The organism is Flavobacterium sp. UBA4854 (assembly GCF_002399805.1).
GTDB classification, from domain to species: domain Bacteria; phylum Bacteroidota; class Bacteroidia; order Flavobacteriales; family Flavobacteriaceae; genus Flavobacterium; species Flavobacterium ginsengisoli.
The window spans coordinates 11,267-31,538 of record NZ_DHEI01000127.1; the positions used below are offsets into that span (position 1 = coordinate 11,267).

A 20,272-nucleotide genomic window follows, 5' to 3' on the forward strand; every position below is an offset into this window, starting at 1 on the left:
AACAAACCAAACAAAAGCAATTGTAATGAAAAAAAAGATTCTTGAAATACAAGACCTTAAAAGAGAATTCACCATGGGATCTGAAACTGTAAGAGCTTTAAAAGGCGTTTCTTTTGATGTCATGGAAGGTGAATTTATTACCATTATGGGAAGCAGTGGTTCTGGAAAAACAACTATGCTTAATATTTTGGGATGTTTGGACAAACCATCAGACGGGAATTATATACTCGATGGAGTCAATGTCAAATCATTATCCAAAACTGAACTGGCGGCTTTGCGAAACACTAAGATTGGTTTTATTTTTCAGTCCTACAATCTTTTAGCACGCACTTCGGCAATAGAGAATGTTGAATTGCCATTATTATACAATTCCAAAGTCTCTGCAAAAGAAAGACGAGAAAGAGCTATAAATGCTTTAGAAGCTGTAAAGTTAGCTGATCGATTAGATCACTTCCCAAATCAGCTTTCGGGCGGGCAACAGCAGCGTGTAGCCATTGCGAGAGCTCTAGTAAATGACCCTGTGATGATACTTGCAGATGAAGCTACAGGAAATCTCGACACCAGAACCTCATACGAAATCATGGCGCTAATTCAAGAATTGAATTCGAAAGGAAAAACGATAATTTTTGTAACTCATGAACCCGATATCGCGGCCTTTAGCAGTAGAACTGTAACACTTCGCGACGGAAGGGTAACGAAAGACTTTAATAACCAAAACATAAAATCGGCCGTACAAATGCTAGCCGATTTTCATGTAGACGAAGATTATAAATATGAAAATAGCTAATCTTTTTCTAATCGCCTTAAAAGCGCTTCGACGCAATAAACTTCGTGCATTATTAACCATGCTCGGAATTATTATTGGTGTTGGCTCTGTAATTGCAATGGTTGCAATTGGTCAGGGATCAAAAAAAAGCATTCAGGATCAGCTGTCCAGCATGGGATCTAATATGATTACCATTAGACCAAATAGCAATGTATCGGCAGGAGCTCGTTTAGATATTTCGAGTGTTCAAACCTTAACACTGAGTGATGTTGAAGCACTTAAAAAAGAGTCAAAACATTTAAATGCTATTTCTCCCGCAGTTTCCAGCAAAGGTCAGGCAATTAATGGTGGGCTAAACTGGCCAACGAGTATGCAAGGCGTGAGTGTTGATTATCTTAAAATTAGAGACTGGCCACTTAAGGAAGGAATTATTTTCAGAGAATCTGATATTCATACCGCAAATAAAGTCTGCTTAATTGGACAAACCGTTGTAGACAATATATTTCCTTATGGCGTAAATCCTATCGGGCAAATCATTCGTTTTAATAAAATTCCGTTTCGAATTATTGGAGTTTTGCAATCAAAAGGAGAAAATGCATTTGGGCAAGATCAAGACGATATTATTATTGCGCCTTATACTACCGTACAAAAAAGAATAACAAACTCTATTTATCTCCAAAATATTTATGCCTCAACAACAGACGAAAGTCAGACACAATTGGCAACAGATGAAATCGAGCAGATTATGCGCACAGCACATCGACTAAAAGCCAATGACGACGATGATTTCTCTGTACGAACACAGGCAGAATTAATCAATACTTTTAGCTCAACAAGCCAACTACTAACAGTATTGTTAACCGCAATATCGGGAATTTCGCTCTTGATTGGAGGAATAGGCATTATGAATATTATGTATGTTTCGGTTACAGAACGAACCAAAGAAATCGGTTTGCGTATGTCTATTGGTGCAAACGGAAGAGATATTTTATTGCAATTTTTAGTGGAAGCAATTTTAATCAGCTTAACTGGAGGATTAATTGGAATAGTTTTAGGAATTATAGCATCAGAATTGATACAATATTTTCTGCACTGGCCTACTCTAATTTCCGAATCTTCTGTAATACTTTCATTTTTGGTTTGTGCTATCACAGGTATTTTCTTTGGTTATTATCCTGCACTAAAAGCGTCAAAATTAGATCCAATAGAAGCATTACATTATGAATAGTTTTTTTGAGGTTCAAAGGTACAGAGTTACAGAGTTACAGAGGTTCAAAGGTAAATGAAGCGTAAAACCTTTGTCCCTTTGAATCTTTGTTACTTTGAACCTCAAAAAAAATCCAAACATTCCAAAAAATCGTATCTACACAAAACCGTATAAATTTAACTATGAAATCAAAATTTATTGCCTTGACCGTTTTTCTGTCAATTTTATTTTCTTCTTGTAATACTGTAGATGATTTATTGACTTTTACTATTTCGAATAATGCTTCGATTAAAATCCAAAGCACCACTCCAATTAATCTTCCTTTAGAGATTATTACGCCAGAAGTCACAACCAATTCTTCAGCTGAATTTCAAAATAATAAAACAAAAGCAAGTTTAGTAAAAGATGTTAAAATCAAATCATTAAAACTAACAATTACAGATCCTTCAGACAAAACTTTTACGTTTTTAAAATCAATTCATCTGTACATTTCAACAGCCAATTCAGATGAAATTGAATTAGCGTATGCAGACAATATTAATGTATCGAGCAATTCAGTTGATTTGATTTGTACAGATAAGAGATTGGATGAATACATAAAAGCAGATAGTTACAAAATAAGAACACAGGTAACATTAAAAGAGACTTTAACAAAAGATGTAACGGTAAAAGCAGATATGAAATTTAAAGTTACTGCAGATCCATTTTAATCTAAGACGCTAAGTTTATGAGTGACTAAGTGCATAAAGTTTCAAATATAAAAAGAGAGGTTCTAAAATATTAGAACCTCTCTTTTTATATTTCCACAAAATGAAAAACTTAACACCTTAGCAGCTTAGTTTCTTAACACCTTTAAAAGAAAACCAATTCTTTTCCTTAATTTTATAAGGCCCTTTACATCATTGCTTGATTTATATTAAAATATAATTATTAAGAAAGTTAATCATAACCAATGTATACTTCTGAATATTAATTTTAAAAATATAACACATGAGTAAAATAGTTGCCGAACAATTAGTCGACATGTTGGTAGAAGCCGGAGTAAAACGCGTTTATGCAGTTACCGGAGACAGTTTAAATCATTTTAATGATGCCATACGCAGAAATGGAAAAATAAAGTGGATTCATGTACGCCATGAAGAAGTTGGAGCATATGCCGCTGCCGCTGAAGCTGAACTCGACGGATTTGCTGTTTGCGCCGGAAGCTGTGGTCCAGGACATGTTCATCTAATTAATGGTCTGTACGATGCAAACCGTTCTCACGTGCCTTTGCTTGCCATTGCTTCTACAATTAATACTGGCGAAATGGGTATGGATTATTTTCAGGAAACCAATACTATCAAACTTTTTGATGATTGCAGCTATTACAATCAAATGATTATGACAGCTGAGCAAGCGCCTCGCATTATTCAAACTGCTATACAACATGCTTTAGGAAAAAAAGGTGTTGCAGTTATTGGTTTACCAGGTGATGTTTCTCAATTAAAAGCCGTAGAAAGCAACATCTCAACTCAGTTTTTTCATTGCAATCCTATAATCCGACCTTCTGATACTGAATTACAGCAATTGGCAAAAGCCATTAACGAAAGCGCAAAAATAACTTTATTCTGCGGTATTGGAGCCGAAAAAGCTCATGATCAAGTCGTACAATTATCACAGCATATTAAAGCTCCTGTAGGATATTCTTTCCGCGGAAAAATGAGCATTCAACCCAACAACCCTAACGAAATAGGGATGACAGGTTTATTAGGGCTTCCGTCTGCTTACCATAGCATGCACGAATCTCATTTGGTTTTATTATTAGGAACAGATTTTCCTTATGATAAATTCATGCCTTCTGATAATAAAATTATTCAAATTGATACAAGTTCTGAACGTTTAGGCCGAAGATCCAATCTTTATATGGGATTATGCGGTGACGTTGCCGATACAATAGAAGCTTTACTTCCGCTCCTAGAAACCAAAACCGATGATAGTTTTTTAAACGCTCAGTTAAAATTCTACAACACTGTAAAAGAAAACATGAATACTTATGTCAATGATAATGGCGGAGAAGACACAATTCAACCTGAATATGTAGCGCACATTATTGACAAATTAGCTTCTAAAGATGCGATTTTTACTGTTGATACCGGAATGTCGTGTGTTTGGGGTGCTCGTTTTATTAAAGGAACTGGCGAACGAAAAATGCTAGGTTCTTTTAATCATGGATCAATGGCTAATGCAATGCCAATGGCAATTGGCGCAGCTCTTGCTCATCCCGAAAAACAAGTTATTGCCATGTGTGGCGACGGAGGTTTATCAATGCTACTGGGAGATTTGGCTACGATACATCAATACAATATTCCCGTTAAAATTATTGTATTCAACAATCGCGCTTTAGGAATGGTCAAACTAGAAATGGAAGTTAATGGTCTACCTGATAACGAAACCAATATGGTTAATCCAGATTTTGGTTTAATTGCTCAAGCAATGGGTTTTCAGGGCATAAATGTTCATAAACCCGAAGAGGCTGAGACAGCAATTCAAAATGCTTTTACTCATAATGGCCCTGTATTATTGAATGTATTTACAAATCCGAATGCTTTGGCAATGCCTCCAAAAATAGAATGGGAACAAGTTGTAGGTATGGCAAAATCAATGACAAAATTAATGCTTGGAGGGAAAATGGAAGAAGTTTTTGATACCATAAAATCTAATTACAAACACCTTAAAGAGGGTTTATAAAATTGCACTAATTTAAAAAGAGCCTTCTTATGGATACAAACAGTACAAAATCGTACACCAAATATTATGTCATTGCTTGGGTATTTGGTCTTATTTTTTATTTTTTAGATTATGTAATACGTTCTGCTCCAGCGGTAATGCTTCCAGAACTTTCGCAAACTTTCTCGGTAAATGAAATTAGATTAGTTACCATTATTGGCACGTATTATTACACGTATTCTACCTGCAGTTTAATTGCCGGAATCGCACTCGATAGATTTGGAGCCAAATATTCGCTCTTTGCGGGAGCTTTCATTTTAGGAATTGGGTGTTTATTATTTATGATTTCGAGTGAGATTTCTGGTGTTGCTGGCCGATTGCTTCAAGGTGCCGGATGTGCTTTTGCTTTTCCGGGCTGTGTATATCTTGCCAGTAAAGGATTCTCGGCAAAATCATTGGCAACAGCAATTGGATTTACACAATGTCTCGGAATGCTTGGAGGTTCTGCTGGGCAGTTTGTGGTCGGACCTTGGATAGAAGAAGGAATGCACATAGATATTTTCTGGCTTTCAATCGGAATTTTTACCATAATTGTTGCTTTTGGCCTTTGGTTTGTAACTCCAGCCGACATAACAGAGAAAAAAGCAGAAAGTGTAGTAAAAAAACAAGGTATTTTAGAACCATACAAAATCGTTTTTAGCAATCCGCAATCTTGGTTCTGCGGTATAATATCGGGATTATTATTTGCTCCAACTACAATATTTGCAATGACTTGGGCTGTAGATTTTTTTCAGAAAGATCGTGCTTTAGATTTTCATACCGCAACCATATCAAGTGCAATGGTAGCTTTTGGCTGGGTATTTGGATGTCCGCTCTTAGGATATATTACAGACAAGCTAAAAAGGCGAAAACCCGTTTTAGTGGCTGGCGCCTTATTGATGATTATAACCTTAATCCAGTTACTGTATTTTCCCGATATTCTGACCACTAAATACAGTATGTTCTTATTGGGTGTAGCTTCTGGAGCAGCCATGATTCCTTACTCAATAATAAAAGAAGCAAATCCAGATAATGTAAAAGGAAGTGCCACAGGAGCCATTAATTTTATAACTTTTGGCGTAACAACACTTTTAAGTCCATTATTTAGTCGCCTATTTGGTCAAACTTTAAATAATACTCTTGATAAAGCGCTACATTTTCAGCAAGCTGGTTTGTTTTGGATTATTGGCATTGCGATAGCTATTTTGATAAGTTTTCTTTTGAAAGAAACAGGTGAAGGAAAACGCGCAAATTCTACTAAGGTAGTTATCTAAAAAAAAAATAAGATAAGATCAAAAATGGTCTTATCTTATTTTTTTATCTCCTTTTTTATTCCTCTTTCGTAACAACAATCGACGCTTTAAAACCTGCGGCAAGATTATCCCAATAATCATTTGTTACCAAATTACCCTTGTCGTCGTATACTTGTATTTCTGCAGTATTACCTCCTAGCGTACCAATATTTAGAGCTTCAAAATCTAATTTGTTGAAGCCTTGCCCAAGATTAATTTTTACTTGTTGGAAACTAGCATCTAATAAAATTCGGTCTCTTATAACTGCTCCATTACAAGATACTTTCACTAAATCGCCATCAATTGCTCCAAAATCTCGAAACTTCACTATAAAATATTCTGATTTCGTTTTAAAGTCTCCCAACGAAATATTTTTCTTTACTAAGACACCTCTTCCTTCTCTTAAACCAGCATCTTTTAGGCTTTTATCCAAATCTTTTTCCATTTTTGCTACATAACGATCACCAGGATTAGCAAAATCGGTTTCTGTAGACATGGTAAATTTGCTTTTTTCTTCTCCAATTTGAAATTTTGATTTTGGAGTTATAGTTGTATTTTCAAAAACATTTGGCGTTTTAATACTTGGTATATCAAGCTCATTTGCCTGCGGATCTTTTACATCAGGAATCAGAGTCTTTTTAGGCTTTGCCGTAAACTTACCCCCAGGAATTGCTTTGAATTTAGTATTAAATTCGACTTGGGCAGATACTGACATTGCAGTAAAAAATAATATGAAAAATAAAATGTGCTTCATTGAAAAAAGTATTATCGAATCGGCTTTTATAATTAATATAAACCAAAAGTCTAGCATCACAAAAATAGTATAATTTCGTTAGTTGCTACAACTTTAGGAGTTTTATAACATTAAATTAAGCTAATTTTTGGAATCAAAAAACCTGCCAAACTGATTTTTTAATTTGTAAAAATAAATTCCATCTCTAAAATTCCAAATTCTCAAAAACCACTTTTAAGAACACTTCTTTTTTCTCTCAAACCGAACTCAGCATTTTGATTATTAACAACTTATTCTTACCTTCAAGTCTTTATTTACCATTTATAAAATCATAACAAAATGGATTATATAGATTATTACAAAGTACTAGATGTTACCAAATCGGCTACAGAGGCAGACATCAAAAAAGCATATAGAAAACTGGCGCGAAAATATCATCCAGATTTGAATCCGAATGATAAAGAAGCCGAAAAAAAATTCAAAGAAATTAATGAAGCCAACGAAGTTTTAAGCAATCCAGAAAACAGAAAAAAATACGATAAGTACGGAAAAGACTGGAAACATGCCGACGAATTTGAAAAAGCAGGTTACGATCCTAATCAACAGCAAAGCAGACAGCAGGGCGGTTATCAATATTCTGAAGGCGATTTCTCCGGTTTTGGAGGTGGAGACTTTTCTGGAAGTGATTTTTCGGAATTCTTCAATTCTATGTACGGCAGTGGCGGAAGAAGCAGATCACAATCTAAATACAGAGGTCAAGATTTTAATGCAGAACTAGAATTAGATCTGGCAGAAGCTTATACAACGCACAAACGAAACTTGTCTGTAAACGGAAAAAACATTCGAATTACAATTCCTGCCGGTGTTGAAAACGGACAAATAATAAAAATTCCAAACCATGGCGGACCTGGTGTAAATGGCGGTCCAAATGGCGATTTATACATCACTTTTGTAATTTCTAACAATTCAGATTTTAAACGTGAAGGAAATAATCTGTATGCTGAAGCGCCGATTGATTTGTATACAGCAGTTTTAGGAGGAGAAACATACATTAATACTTTTGATGGAAAGGTAAAAATTAAAGTTCCTGCAGAAACACAACCAGGAACAAAAGTTAAACTGAAAGGAAAAGGTTTTCCCGTTTATAAAAAAGAGAATCAATTTGGCGATTTATACATCACATACACTATAAAAATTCCAACAAAACTGTCGGATAAAGAAAAAAAATTATTTGAAGAATTAGCAAAACTAAGAAAGTTATGAAAAATAAAAACTTAATCCAGATCAAACAGTTTTGTATTTATCACGAAATTGAAAATACGTTTATAACCGAACTTTATAATTACGGACTGATTCATATTATTACCCAAGAAAACGATGAATTTTTGGAACCTGAGCAGCTTCCAACAGTAGAAAAAATGATTCGAATGCATTATGATCTCAAAATTAATCTAGAAGGAATTGATGCCATTGCCAATCTTCTGAATAAAATTGAAACCTTACAGCAAAATTTAAAAACGGTCCAAAATAAGCTTCGCCTTTACGAAGAAAAGCAAACCGAATAACGATTAAATATCACAAAAAAGCTTGATTTCTGAATTGATTTCAAGCTTTTTTTAATAGCTGTAAAAAGCATAATTCATAAATTGCAGCAACTTTAATTAACCTGAATTTGCTTTTAAAACCATATAGACAAATTCGCAAAAATTATAAAAAATGAAAAGAGAAAACATCTTAACTGGATCTCCGTGGGAAGACAAAATGGGATATTGCCGAGCAGTAAGAATTGGCAACATCGTTGAAGTTTCTGGAACTGTAGCCATTGTTGACGGCGAAAAAGTAAAAGCTGATGACGCTTATGCTCAAACCTATAATATTTTAGAGCGAGTTGAAAAAGTTTTAGAAGATTTAAATGTAGGAATGAAAGATGTCATCAGAACTAGAATTTTCACTACAAATGTTTCTACTTTCGAAGAAGTGGCGAGAGCGCATTCTGCTTTCTTTAAAGATATAAAACCAACAACAGGATTTTATGAAATCAGTAAACTGGTTGCTCCAGAGTATTTGGTTGAAATAGAATTTACTGCTGTTGTTCAGTAATTTTTTCTGCCACGAATTGCACCAATTGCATTTGTTATTTTTCTTATGCCGCAGATTAAATGGATTAAAAACGATTATTTTTTCCTTTTAATTCGTGAAAATTGGCGAAATTCGTGGCAAACTTTTAGAATTCATTAATGACTTCCTTAAATCTAAAACAATTCCTGCTTTCTCTTCCAAAATGGATTCTTATCTGTGCTTTAATTGGAATACTTTCCGGATCGGCTTCAGCATTTTTCTTAGTTTCTTTAGAATGGGTCACGCAATTTCGAATTCAGCATGACTGGATTATATGGCTTTTGCCTTTCGGCGGATTTCTGGTTGGATTGAGTTATTATTATTGGGGAGAATCTGTTGCAAAAGGAAACAATCTTTTATTGGAAGAATATGAAAATCCTAAAAAAGTCATTCCGTTTAAAATGGCGCCTTTAGTACTTTTAGGAACCTTGCTTACACACTTATTTGGAGGATCTGCAGGACGAGAAGGAACTGCTGTACAAATGGGAGGCGCAATTGCCGATCAGTTTACAAAACTTTTTAAACTAGACAATTCAGAACGCAGAATTTTAATCATTCTCGGAATCAGCGCGGGTTTTGCTTCTGTTTTCGGTACTCCTTTGGCTGGCGCAATTTTCGCTTTAGAGGTTTTATATTTCAGTAAAATCAATTTCAAAAGTATTATACTTTCCTTTTTAGTTGCTTACGCAGCATATTTTACTGTAGAATTCTGGGAAATCAAACATACACACTACAGCATTCCTGTGGTTCCAGAACTTAATTTAAACAATATCATTTTTACTCTAATTGTTGGAGTTTTATCTGGATTTGCTGCTTTATTATTTTCGAGAAGTACTCATTTTTGGGGCTCTCTTTTTTCAAAAAACATAAAATATCCACCGCTTCGTCCTGTAATTGGCGGAGTTGTTTTGGCCATTGCAATTGCAGGCTTAGGATTTACCAAATTTTCTGGATTGGGAGTTCCTGTAATTGTCGATTCATTTTCAAATCCAAATCAATGGTACGATTTTCTGCTTAAAATTTTATTTACTGGATTTACTTTAGGAGCAGGATTTAAAGGTGGCGAAGTAACGCCATTATTCTTTGTTGGGGCTACTCTAGGAAGTGCTTTATCAACTGTAATTCCGATGCCAATCGCTCTTTTAGCAGGAATCGGATTTGTTGCTGTTTTCTCTGGTGCAACCCACACTCCTATTGCCTGTACAATTATGGGAATGGAATTATTTGGAGTTGCTCCTGGAATTTTCATTGCAATTGCCTGCACAATCGCGTACTTTTCTTCTGGTTCTGTGGGAATCTACAAATCGCAAATTGTTAAAGGTGCGAAATATAAATTGTACCAAAAGTTTCTTTAAAATATTTAGTCCCAGTCGCAGTATTCGGTCACAGTCTTTGCTTTCGTAAATAATATGTAGCAAACTGAAGTAAAAACAGAATACTAAGTACTGAGACTGAAAACTGCGACTGCGACTAATCACTGTGACTGAAAACTAAAATTATTTTCAGCATTACATTAAAAAATGTAAATTCGCACACTATGAAAATACAAGATATTCAAGCGATTCAATTATTACTCGCCACCCCAAAAAAAATCGTCATAATTCCGCACAGAGGACCAGATGGCGATGCAATGGGATCAACATTGGGTTTGTACCATTTTTTAATAAAAAACAATCATCAGGCAACAGTAATTGCTCCGAACGATTTTCCTAATTTTTTAGCTTGGCTACCAGGATCTGAAACAGTAAAAATATTCGAAAAAGAAACTGAAATCTGCACACAGCTTTTAGAAGAAGCTGAAATTATTTTTACGCTTGATTTTAATGCTTTTCACCGTACTGGCGAAATGATGGAGCAAGCTTTAGAAAAATTGAAAGCAACTTTCATTATGATCGATCATCATCAAAAACCTGATGATTATGCTGCTTATACTTATTCAGATACTTCATACGGATCTACTTGCGAAATGGTTTATAACTTTATTACTTTCTTAAATAAAAAAGAAGATATCGATAAAACCATTGCAACTTGTATTTATACTGGAATTTTAACCGATTCTGGTTCATTCCGTTTTCCAGGAACAACAGGAAACACACACAGAATTATTGCCGAATTAATTGATTTGGGAGTTGAAAACACTCAGATTCCGGTATTGCTTTTCGACAATAGCTCTTTCAGCAGATTGCAATTATTAGGACGCGCTCTGCAAAATATGAAGATACTTGAAGATCATAAAACTTCATATATGACGTTAACACAAGAAGAGCTAGATTCTTTTAATTATGTTAAAGGTGATACTGAAGGAATTGTTAATTATGGCTTAAGTATAAAAGATATTGTTTTTACTGCTATTTTTATCGAAAATAAAGACGAAGGCATTATCAAGATTTCATTCCGTTCACAAGGAGGCTTTGATGTAAATCAATTTGCACGAGATCATTTCAATGGTGGCGGACATAGCAATGCAGCTGGCGGAAGATCTGAAGTTTCAATGGAAGAAACAGTTAATAAATTTGAAGATTTAGTAAAGAAACTAAAATTATAGTCCAAATCATGAACTACCTAAAACTTAGCATTTACACTTTGCTTTTTACAGTTTTATTAAGCAGCTGTAAACATCATGAAGAAGCCAGAAGACCTATTTCTAGAGCGTCGGGAACATTCATGAAAAAATCGGCTGACCGAAACAAAAAATTAGTAGCAAATGAAGAAGAGGTCATTAAGAAAATAATTAAAAGCAATCCGAAAGTAAAATATTACGCTACCCCAAAAGGCTATTGGTTTTATTATGACGAAAGAAATACAAACGAAACCGCAGCTCCAAGAAAAGGTGATATCGCTTACTTTAATATGGAAGTAAAAGACATTAAAGGTAATACTATCTATTCTGATTCAGATCTTGGCCCACAGACTTATTATGTAGACAAACAAGACATCATGATGGGACTTCGCGACGGAATCAAAAGAATGCATAAAAATGAAACTGTTACGTTTCTATTTCCATCGCACATGGCATACGGATATCACGGAGACAATAAAAAAATTGGTACAAACGAATCTCTAATTGTTACTATTACGCTTAGAAATTTTGTTCCAGATCCTGCGGCACAAATAGCAAAACCTGCTACCCAACCTTCAGCCGCAACGCCAAAAGCAGCAGTTGCAAAACCTGCTCCATCAGCAAAAAAAGACACATTAACTCAATAAAAACAATATCTCAAAATGAAAAAGAGTATCTTATTATTATTAATAGCCGTAAGCTCATTTTATTCTTGTAAAGACGATCACAATAATCTTCCTGATGGTTTATACGCTGATATCGAAACAAACAAAGGGCATATTATTGTAGAACTTGATTACAAAAAAGCGCCTATAACAGTGGCTAATTTTGTGACTTTAGCCGAAGGTAAAAACGAGTTTGTAACACACGAAGAATTAAAAAAGAAACCTTTTTTTGATGGTTTAAAATTCCATAGAGTTATTGAAAATTTCATGATTCAAAGCGGTGATCCATTAGGAACTGGTTCTGGAGATACTGGATATAAATTTAAAGATGAATTCTCAGATTTAAAATTTGACAAAGCTGGTATTTTGGCAATGGCAAACAACGGTCCTGGAACAAATAGCAGCCAGTTTTTTATCACTCACGTTGAAACTCCTTGGTTAGACAACTTACATACTATTTTTGGTCATGTTGTAAGTGCAAAAGATCAAGAAGTAGTAAATAAAGTTGTTCAAGGCGATAATATCGTTTCTGTAACTATTATCAGAAATGGTGAGGCAGCAAAAAAATTCGATGCTGTAAAAGTATTCCACGACTATTTTGCTGACATCGCAAAAGAACAGCAGAAATATGCTGGAGCTCAAAAAGAAAAAGTAGATTCTTATGCTGCTTTAAAAGCAAAAGCTACTAAAACTACAAGTGGTTTAGAATATGTAATTACAGAAAAAGGAAGCGGTAAAAAACCTGTTGCAGGAAATCAAATCTATATTAAATATGCTGGTTTCCTTGAGAACGGAACTCTTTTTGACACTAGCATTGAGGAAGTTGCAAAAGAATTCGGGAAATTTGATCCTGCAAGAGCACAACAGAACGGATATCAACCAATTCAATTTCAAGCTGGTAAAAAAGACGGTTTAATCCCTGGTTTTATCGAAGGAGTTGAACAATTATCTTATGGAGACAAAGCTGTTCTTTTCATTCCATCTCACTTGGCATATGGAGCTACTGGTGCAGGAGGTGTAATTCCGCCAAACGCTAATATTATTTTCGAAATCCAGATTTCAGAAAAACCATAATTAAATTATAGACTTAAAATTTAAAAGCAATGAAATTTAAATTTCTATTTTTATTTTGCCTAGCAATAGTAAATATACAAGCTCAAACTAAAAAGCCTGCGACAAAACCAGCAGCAAAACCTACAAGTACAGCAGTTGCATCAACAAACTCTGATGAAGGAATTTTTGCAACAATTTCTACTACAAAAGGAGACATTGTTCTTTCTTTAGAATATGTAAAAGCTCCTGTAACTGTTGCCAACTTTATTACTTTGGCAGAAGGTACAAACCCGAACGTTAAAGCATCTCTTAAAGGAAAACCATTTTATAACGGATTAAAATTTCATAGAGTTATTAATGATTTTATGATTCAAGGTGGTGATCCTGACGGAAATGGTTCTGGAGGTCCAGGATATTCATTTAAAGATGAATTTGTTGACGATTTAAAATTTGAAAAAGGCGGTGTTCTTGCAATGGCAAATTCTGGTCCTGCAACAAACGGAAGCCAGTTTTTTATTACACATAAAGATACTCCTTGGTTAAACGGAAAACATACGATTTTTGGTCACGTAGTTTCTGGAATGGATAACGTAAATAAAATTGTTCAAGACGATGTAATGACAAAAATTGTTATTACACGCAAAGGTGCAGCAGCAAAGAAATTTGATGCTCTAAAGGTTTTAAGCGATGATGTTAAAAAAGAAGCTGCTAAAAAAGAGGAAGCTAAAAAAGTAGTTACAGCTAAAGCGGCTTATTTTAAAGATGCAAAGGCAAAAGCAACAGCAACTGCTTCTGGTTTAAAATATGTAATTACTCAAAAAGGTACTGGCGTTAAAGGTGCTGAAGGTTCTACAATCTACTTTCACTACGCAGGATATTTTGAAGACGGTAATTTGTTTGACAGCAGTATGGCTCAGGTAGCAAAAGCATACGGAAAATACGATGCTAATAGAGATGCTCAAGGCGGTTACAAAGCATTTCCTTTTACAGTTGGTAAAAAAGACGGAATGATTCCTGGATTTCTTGAAGCTCTTGATATGATGACAGACGGAGAAAAAGCAGTTTTCTTCTTGCCTTCAAACTTAGCTTACGGAGAAAAAGGTGCTGGAGGTGTAATTCCACCAAATGCAACTTTAATTTTCGAAATCGAAACTTATCAAAACCAGCCTAACTAATTATTAGAGAGTACATTTATTCTTTACAAATAAAAAGCCATCAGGATTATTCTTGATGGCTTTTCTCTTTTTTTATTATTTTCTTTTTTTGAATAATTCTTAATTCAAGACTTCAAAACCGATTTATTTTGTCATTAAATTACTATTTTCAACATAGTACGATAAAATCCTAAACAAAATAACTTACCTTTGCCGGCTTAATTTTTTAAAAAAGATAATTTATGACGTCGCAAAATAATGTATTAAAAGGTGTTTTTCTTGTTGCTCTAGGAGCAACTACTTACGGAATGTTGGCTACTTTTGTAAAAATGGCCTATTCTGAAGGATACACAACTGCAGAAGTAACGACATCACAGTTTATATACGGAATTTTAGGTATTCTTATAATCAATCTATTTCAACGCGTTAAAAACAAGAATTCGGCTGTAAAAGCATCTCCAAAAAATATTTTCAATTTAATGCTTGCAGGAACTTCATTAGGAATGACCAGCTTATTTTATTACTTGGCTGTAAAATACATTCCTGTTTCTATTGGAATTGTTTTATTGATGCAAACCGTTTGGATGGGGGTTTTGCTCGAAATGTTTTTAGAAAAGAAGTTACCTTCCAAACAAAAAGTAATTGCTGTTTTTATAGTTCTTTTCGGAACTGTTTTAGCTACAAATCTTATACATAATGATATCGAACTAGACTGGAGAGGTTTAGGTTGGGGAATGCTGGCTGCTGCTTCTTTTACCACAACTATGTTTACTGCTAATCGTGTTGCTACCGAAATTTCTTCAGCTCAAAGAAGCCTTTACATGCTTCTTGGTGGTGCTATTATTGTTTTTTCGTTTGCTTTTGCAACACAAGTAACAGCTTTCAATCTTGACATTTTCTTAAAATGGGGAATTGTCTTGTCTTTGTTTGGAACCATTATTCCGCCACTTTTAATGACTGCAGGTTTTCCTCTAACAGGAATTGGATTAGGAAGTATCGTTTCTGCACTTGAACTTCCCGTTTCTGTAACAATGGCCTATGTATTATTAGATGAGAAAGTGATCTTCTCTCAATGGGTTGGTATTGTCTTGATTATACTTGCCATAATTATTATGAATGTAAATTTTAAGTCAAAAAAATAACTCAAAATACGCATTGTTAAAAAAATCATATCTGTAATGCAATAATTGTTAATTTTTTTCATAAATTCGTGATAAACAACTAAATATCATGAACTTACCTTGGAATTTATATTTAATGGCTTCCTTATATATTCTTGCTGGGATAAATCATTTTAGAAAACCTGGAATGTATATAAAAATCATTCCGCCCGCATTTAAAAACCCCAAATTAATAAATATTTTAAGTGGTGCCGCTGAGATTATTCTAGGCATCTTTCTAATCCTGCCTTTTACTACAAATTTTGCCGCCTGGGGAATTATAATGCTATTAATTGCTGTTTTTCCTGCCAATTTGTACATGCTTCAAAATAAAAAAGCAGGCTTTGGTTTACCAACATGGATTTTATTTGTACGTTTACCCTTACAAATTGTTTTAATTTATTGGGCTTACCAATATACATTCTAACATTAACCATTTAAATTATTTTATTATGAAAAAATTATTTGCAGAGTTTTTTGGAACTTATTGGCTTGTTTTTGGCGGATGCGGAAGCGCTCTTTTTGCAGCAGGAATTCCAAATTTAGGAATCGGATTTGCAGGTGTTGCACTAGCTTTTGGTTTAACTGTACTTACAATGGCATATGCTGTTGGCCATATTTCTGGCGGTCATTTTAATCCTGCTGTTTCTTTTGGTTTATGGGCAGGCGGAAGATTCTCTGCTAAAGATCTTATTCCGTACATCATTGCACAATGTGTTGGAGCTGCTGCTGCTGCAGGAACTTTATACACTATAGCCTCTGGAAAAGCTGGTTTTGCAATTGATAGTACAAAAGCGGGAGCCTTTGCTTCTAATGGTTTTGGGGCTTTTTCTCCTGATGGTTATTCGTTACAAGCTTGTTTCATCGCCGAATTTGTGCTTACCCTATTCTTCTTATTAGTGATTTTAGGAGCAACTGATAAATTTGCAAACGGAAGATTTGCAGGAATCGCAATCGGTCTGGCTTTAACCTTAATCCATTTAATCAGTATTCCAATTACCAACACTTCTGTAAATCCAGCGAGATCTTTGTCTCAAGCAATTTTTGTGGGCGGAGAACCATTATCTCAAGTTTGGCTATTTTGGGTCGCTCCTATTCTTGGTGCATTAGCTGCTGGTTTCCTTTATAAAACATTACTACAAAATCATAACGAAGCTTAATATTGCTTTAAATAATCATAACCTTAAATTTAAAAATTAAATATGGCGTTTTTATATTTCTTACTTATTGGTGCAATTTCTGGCTGGCTAGCTGGTCAAATATGGAAAGGTGCAGGTTTCGGATTAATTGGTAATATTATTGTCGGAATCATTGGCGGATTTATTGGCGGCTGGATTGCTGGGAAACTTGGTATTGGCGGTGGCGGGCTTCTTTGGCAGATTATAATTGCTGTAGGAGGTGCTTGGGTTTTATTGTTTATAATAAGCCTCATCAAAAAATAATACCTTAAATAATAATTTCTAAAGAGAAAATCGGATATATTTATATTTGGTTTTCTCTTTTTCTTTGAATAAAATCGAAAGAAAGTTTTAATTAATTCAAATATTTGTGTACCATGAATGACATTATTAATTATTTTTCTACAATTCCTTCTTTGCATAGAAGTTTAATTTTAGTTGGTGGCATTACCATTTTCTGGCTCATCGAAAACAGTTTTCCTTTGTTTAAAATGCAGTACAAAAAATGGCCTCATGCAGGAATTAATTTCTTCTTCACGTTTACCACAATTGTCGTCAACTTTATTCTGGCTTTTATTTTGATAAGAACCGCCGCATGGACCATCGACCATAATTTTGGAATTCTGCAGTGGTTACCTCAAATGCCAATTTGGCTTTATACCATAATTGGATTATTGCTCTTGGATTTAATTGGCGCTTATTTAGCGCATTTGGTTGAGCACAAAGTAAAAATTCTGTGGCAATTTCATTTGATCCATCATACAGATACTTGGATCGATACTACAACAGCAAACAGACACCATCCGGGAGAGAGTGTAGTTCGTTTTGTTTTTACTACTTTGGGTGTTTTGATTGTAGGCGCTCCAATGTGGATGGTTTTTCTTTATCAGTCATTATCTGTTATTGCTTCACAATTTAACCATGCCAATATTTCGCTTCCAGACAAATTGGATATTTTCTTGAGTTATTTTATTGTTTCTCCAAATATGCATAAAGTGCATCATCATTATGTTTTGCCCTATACAGATAGTAATTATGGAAATATTTTCTCTATTTGGGATCGCCTTTTTGGAACCTTTACCTATTTACCCAAAGATCAGCTCATTTATGGCGTAGATACTCACATGCTACCCGAAGAAAACAATGAATTAAAGAATCTGTTAAAAATTCCATTTCAAAAATCAAGATCCTTCAAAAACAGTTAAAATCATTAAAAAAATTGAACTTTACTGAACCAACTTATTATTTTTTTTTTTAATATTGATACAGAAATTGAAAATCAATCTATTAATAATTAACACCCTATTTTGAATTAATTTTCACGAGATGAAAAAGAGTAGCCGCAAAGAATTAACTCCGGAACAAATTGAAAGACTTGTTTCGCTAGCTTTAGAAGAAAGAAATCCATTTGAAATTATAAAGAAAGAATTTGGATTGGCAGAAAAAGAAGTCCTAGACATCATGAAAAAGAAAATGCCTCTTGAAAAATTTGAGATGTGGAAAAAGAAGGCAATTGCAAATAAACCAAAACCAAAACCAGTAAAAATAGATGATTTTGATGAAGATTTGGATGGAAAGTATTATATCAAGAATAAATTAGACTAACATAAAGCTCCTGTTTTTCAGGAGTTTTTTTTTATTTTTTAAATTAATGTGATTTTTTAGTAACTTTTCTAGACTTTTTGTGTCAAATATAATTAACTAAACATATACAAATGAAAAAAATACTTTACACCTTAGCTCTAGCGGTCACTTTTTGGAGCTGTAAAACAGGGAGCACGGGAGCCGCGAAAAGCAATATAGTTGAAGTTAATATCAATCTAACTGATGTTAAGGACGATAAAGTTTTAGTAACAGTTACACCACCAGCCATTAAAACCGATGAAATTGTTTATAGTATTCCGAAAACAGTTCCTGGTACATATTCAACAGATAATTACGGAAAATATTCAGAAGATTTCAAAGCATTTGATGCTAAAGGAAATACACTTACTGTAAAAAGATTAGACGATAATTCTTGGTCTATTTCAAACGCAAAAACATTAAAGAAAATCACTTATCTAGTAAACGATACTTTTGATACAGAAAAAGGAACCGGATTTGGAAATGATGACGTTTTTTCTCCAGCAGGAACAAACATCGATGCTGGAAAAAATTTCATGGTTAACACTCATGGTTTTGTAGGGTATTTTAAAGATAAATTAGATATTCCGTACAAAGTTACTATTACGCATCCTGAGACGCTTTGGGGAGCTACTTCTATGACAGACCAAGATGCAAGCAATACTTCTGATGTATTTACAACTTCTCGTTATGCTGTTTTGGTAGAAAACCCAATTATGTATTCTAAACCTGATTACACTACTTTTAATGTAAACGGAATGGATATCTTAATTGCAGTTTACTCTCCTACTGGAAAATACACTGCTGAAAGCATTACTCCAGAAATGAAAACTATGATGACAGCTCAGAAAAACTTTTTAGGAAAAGTCAATTCTACTAAAAAGTATACTGTGTTATTGTATTTATCTAGCATGGCAAAGGATGATGCTCACGGTTTTGGAGCTTTAGAGCACCCAACGGCTACAACTGTAGTTTTACCTGAGTCTATGCCAAAAGAAAAATTGGTAGAATCTATGAAAGATGTAGTTTCTCACGAATTCTTTCATATCGTTACTCCTTTAACTATTCACTCAAAAGAAATTCAGTATTTTGATTACAATGCGCCACAAATGTCTGAGCACTTATGGATGTACGAAGGTGTAACAGAATATTTTGCTAATCTTTTCCAAATTAACCAAGGTTTAATTGACGAAGCTGAATTCTATTCTCGTATTGCTGATAAAATTGAACAGTCTAAAAGTTTAGACGATACAATGTCATTCACTGTAATGAGTAAAAATGTTTTAGAACAACCATATAAAGACCAATACTTAAATGTATACCAAAAAGGAGCTTTAATTGGTATGTGTATTGACATTATCATTAGAGAAAAAAGTAATGGCGAAAGAGGAATTCTAGATTTGATGCACAAATTATCTGATGAATATGGTATTGAAAAACCTTTTAATGACGATGAATTATTCGCAAAAATCACTTCTTTAACTTATCCTGAAGTTGGTGACTTTTTGAATAAATATGTTGCTGGAACAACTCCAATTCCTTACGATTTTTATTTAGCTAAAGTTGGAGTTACAAAATCAACTGAGAAAAAAGCTGGAAATCCGTTTATTAAAGGTCAAACTCCATACATTACTATTGACAAAGCAACAAAAGAAATTGCTGTTCGCCCTGATTCAGAATCAATTGCATTCTTTAAAAATTTGAACTTAAAAGGTGGAGATAAAATTTTAGCTGTAAACAATAAATCATACAACTTAGATAACATTTATGATTTAATTACTGAAAGTGAAAACTGGAAAGAAAATGATCCAATTACACTTAAAGTAAAACGCGGCACAAAAGAAGAAACTATAAAAGGAACTGTAAAGTTACCATTTGAAGAGTCTGAAACTTTTAAAGCAACTGATGCTTCAAAAGAAAAACTTAAAAATGCATGGTTAAAAGGATAATTTCTTTTTACGATATAAAAAAAACCGACAAGTGATTGTCGGTTTTTTTTATGTCTTCTAAGAACTTTG

General features: G+C 34.0%; 21 protein-coding genes. 20 read left to right on the forward strand and 1 reads right to left on the reverse strand.

The window, feature by feature from the left end; genetic code table 11:
- The first annotated feature begins 25 nt into the window (after positions 1-25).
- The 5 genes from B3J44_RS18505 to B3J44_RS18525 all read left to right on the forward strand — a co-directional run bounded on the left by B3J44_RS18505 (position 26) and on the right by B3J44_RS18525 (position 5,992).
- Positions 26-787, forward strand: a complete 762-nt coding sequence (locus B3J44_RS18505) for an ABC transporter ATP-binding protein (protein WP_286970292.1) — start codon at positions 26-28, stop codon at positions 785-787.
- Positions 774-1,994, forward strand: coding sequence for an ABC transporter permease (locus B3J44_RS18510; protein ID WP_286970294.1), 1,221 nt, complete (start codon positions 774-776; stop codon positions 1,992-1,994). Before B3J44_RS18505 ends, B3J44_RS18510 begins: the two co-directional genes overlap by 14 nt.
- A 161-nt stretch (positions 1,995-2,155) precedes the next feature.
- On the forward strand, positions 2,156-2,683 hold the full coding sequence (locus B3J44_RS18515; RefSeq protein ID WP_286970296.1) for a hypothetical protein: 528 nt from the start codon (positions 2,156-2,158) through the stop codon (positions 2,681-2,683).
- Between the two features lie 280 nt (positions 2,684-2,963).
- On the forward strand, positions 2,964-4,700 hold the full coding sequence (locus B3J44_RS18520) for a thiamine pyrophosphate-dependent enzyme (protein WP_286970300.1): 1,737 nt from the start codon (positions 2,964-2,966) through the stop codon (positions 4,698-4,700).
- A 29-nt stretch (positions 4,701-4,729) separates the two neighbouring features.
- Positions 4,730-5,992: an MFS transporter gene (locus B3J44_RS18525; RefSeq protein WP_286970302.1), complete on the forward strand. Its 1,263-nt coding sequence runs from the start codon at positions 4,730-4,732 to the stop codon at positions 5,990-5,992.
- Between the two features lie 55 nt (positions 5,993-6,047).
- Here B3J44_RS18525 and B3J44_RS18530 read toward each other — a convergent pair whose 3' ends face one another.
- Entirely contained in the window at positions 6,048-6,764 is a 717-nt protein-coding gene (locus B3J44_RS18530; RefSeq protein WP_286970307.1) for a hypothetical protein, read from the reverse strand.
- Between the two features lie 318 nt (positions 6,765-7,082).
- On the opposite strand from B3J44_RS18530, the gene B3J44_RS18535 reads away from it, so the two are divergent.
- The 15 genes from B3J44_RS18535 to B3J44_RS18605 all read left to right on the forward strand — a co-directional run bounded on the left by B3J44_RS18535 (position 7,083) and on the right by B3J44_RS18605 (position 20,203).
- Positions 7,083-8,006 (forward strand): J domain-containing protein, encoded by a 924-nt coding sequence (locus B3J44_RS18535; RefSeq protein ID WP_286970309.1) that lies wholly within the window; start codon positions 7,083-7,085, stop codon positions 8,004-8,006.
- Positions 8,003-8,308: a chaperone modulator CbpM gene (locus tag B3J44_RS18540; RefSeq protein ID WP_286970313.1), complete on the forward strand. Its 306-nt coding sequence runs from the start codon at positions 8,003-8,005 to the stop codon at positions 8,306-8,308. Before B3J44_RS18535 ends, B3J44_RS18540 begins: the two co-directional genes overlap by 4 nt.
- Positions 8,309-8,459: 151 nt before the next feature.
- Positions 8,460-8,843 carry a RidA family protein gene (locus tag B3J44_RS18545; protein ID WP_095929905.1) on the forward strand — a complete coding sequence of 128 codons (384 nt, stop codon included), beginning with the start codon at positions 8,460-8,462 and terminating at the stop codon, positions 8,841-8,843.
- A gap of 137 nt (positions 8,844-8,980) precedes the next feature.
- Complete coding sequence (locus B3J44_RS18550) at positions 8,981-10,216, forward strand: voltage-gated chloride channel family protein (protein ID WP_286970319.1); 1,236 nt, start codon at positions 8,981-8,983, stop codon at positions 10,214-10,216.
- 182 nt (positions 10,217-10,398) lie between these two features.
- Positions 10,399-11,406, forward strand: a complete 1,008-nt coding sequence (locus B3J44_RS18555) for a DHH family phosphoesterase (RefSeq protein WP_286970320.1) — start codon at positions 10,399-10,401, stop codon at positions 11,404-11,406.
- Between the two features lie 8 nt (positions 11,407-11,414).
- The gene (gldI, locus tag B3J44_RS18560) at positions 11,415-12,068 is read left to right on the forward strand and encodes a gliding motility-associated peptidyl-prolyl isomerase GldI (RefSeq protein WP_286970322.1); all 654 of its coding nucleotides are present in this window, start codon (positions 11,415-11,417) and stop codon (positions 12,066-12,068) included.
- A 15-nt stretch (positions 12,069-12,083) separates the two neighbouring features.
- Positions 12,084-13,160, forward strand: coding sequence for a peptidylprolyl isomerase (locus B3J44_RS18565; RefSeq protein WP_286970325.1), 1,077 nt, complete (start codon positions 12,084-12,086; stop codon positions 13,158-13,160).
- Between the two features lie 29 nt (positions 13,161-13,189).
- Entirely contained in the window at positions 13,190-14,314 is a 1,125-nt protein-coding gene (locus tag B3J44_RS18570) for a peptidylprolyl isomerase (RefSeq protein ID WP_286970327.1), read from the forward strand.
- A 221-nt stretch (positions 14,315-14,535) separates the two neighbouring features.
- Positions 14,536-15,435 (forward strand): EamA family transporter, encoded by a 900-nt coding sequence (locus B3J44_RS18575; RefSeq protein ID WP_198856986.1) that lies wholly within the window; start codon positions 14,536-14,538, stop codon positions 15,433-15,435.
- An 88-nt stretch (positions 15,436-15,523) separates the two neighbouring features.
- Positions 15,524-15,880 (forward strand): DoxX family protein, encoded by a 357-nt coding sequence (locus B3J44_RS18580; protein WP_286970331.1) that lies wholly within the window; start codon positions 15,524-15,526, stop codon positions 15,878-15,880.
- A gap of 25 nt (positions 15,881-15,905) precedes the next feature.
- Positions 15,906-16,613, forward strand: coding sequence for an aquaporin Z (aqpZ, locus tag B3J44_RS18585; protein ID WP_198856984.1), 708 nt, complete (start codon positions 15,906-15,908; stop codon positions 16,611-16,613).
- 42 nt (positions 16,614-16,655) lie between these two features.
- The gene (locus B3J44_RS18590) at positions 16,656-16,895 is read left to right on the forward strand and encodes a GlsB/YeaQ/YmgE family stress response membrane protein (protein ID WP_198856983.1); all 240 of its coding nucleotides are present in this window, start codon (positions 16,656-16,658) and stop codon (positions 16,893-16,895) included.
- Positions 16,896-17,008: 113 nt separating this feature from the next.
- Entirely contained in the window at positions 17,009-17,836 is an 828-nt protein-coding gene (locus B3J44_RS18595; protein ID WP_286970335.1) for a sterol desaturase family protein, read from the forward strand.
- Positions 17,837-17,957: 121 nt separating this feature from the next.
- Positions 17,958-18,236, forward strand: a complete 279-nt coding sequence (locus tag B3J44_RS18600) for a DUF2805 domain-containing protein (protein WP_095929894.1) — start codon at positions 17,958-17,960, stop codon at positions 18,234-18,236.
- 110 nt (positions 18,237-18,346) lie between these two features.
- Entirely contained in the window at positions 18,347-20,203 is a 1,857-nt protein-coding gene (locus B3J44_RS18605; protein ID WP_286970337.1) for a peptidase M61, read from the forward strand.
- Positions 20,204-20,272: the final 69 nt, after the last annotated feature.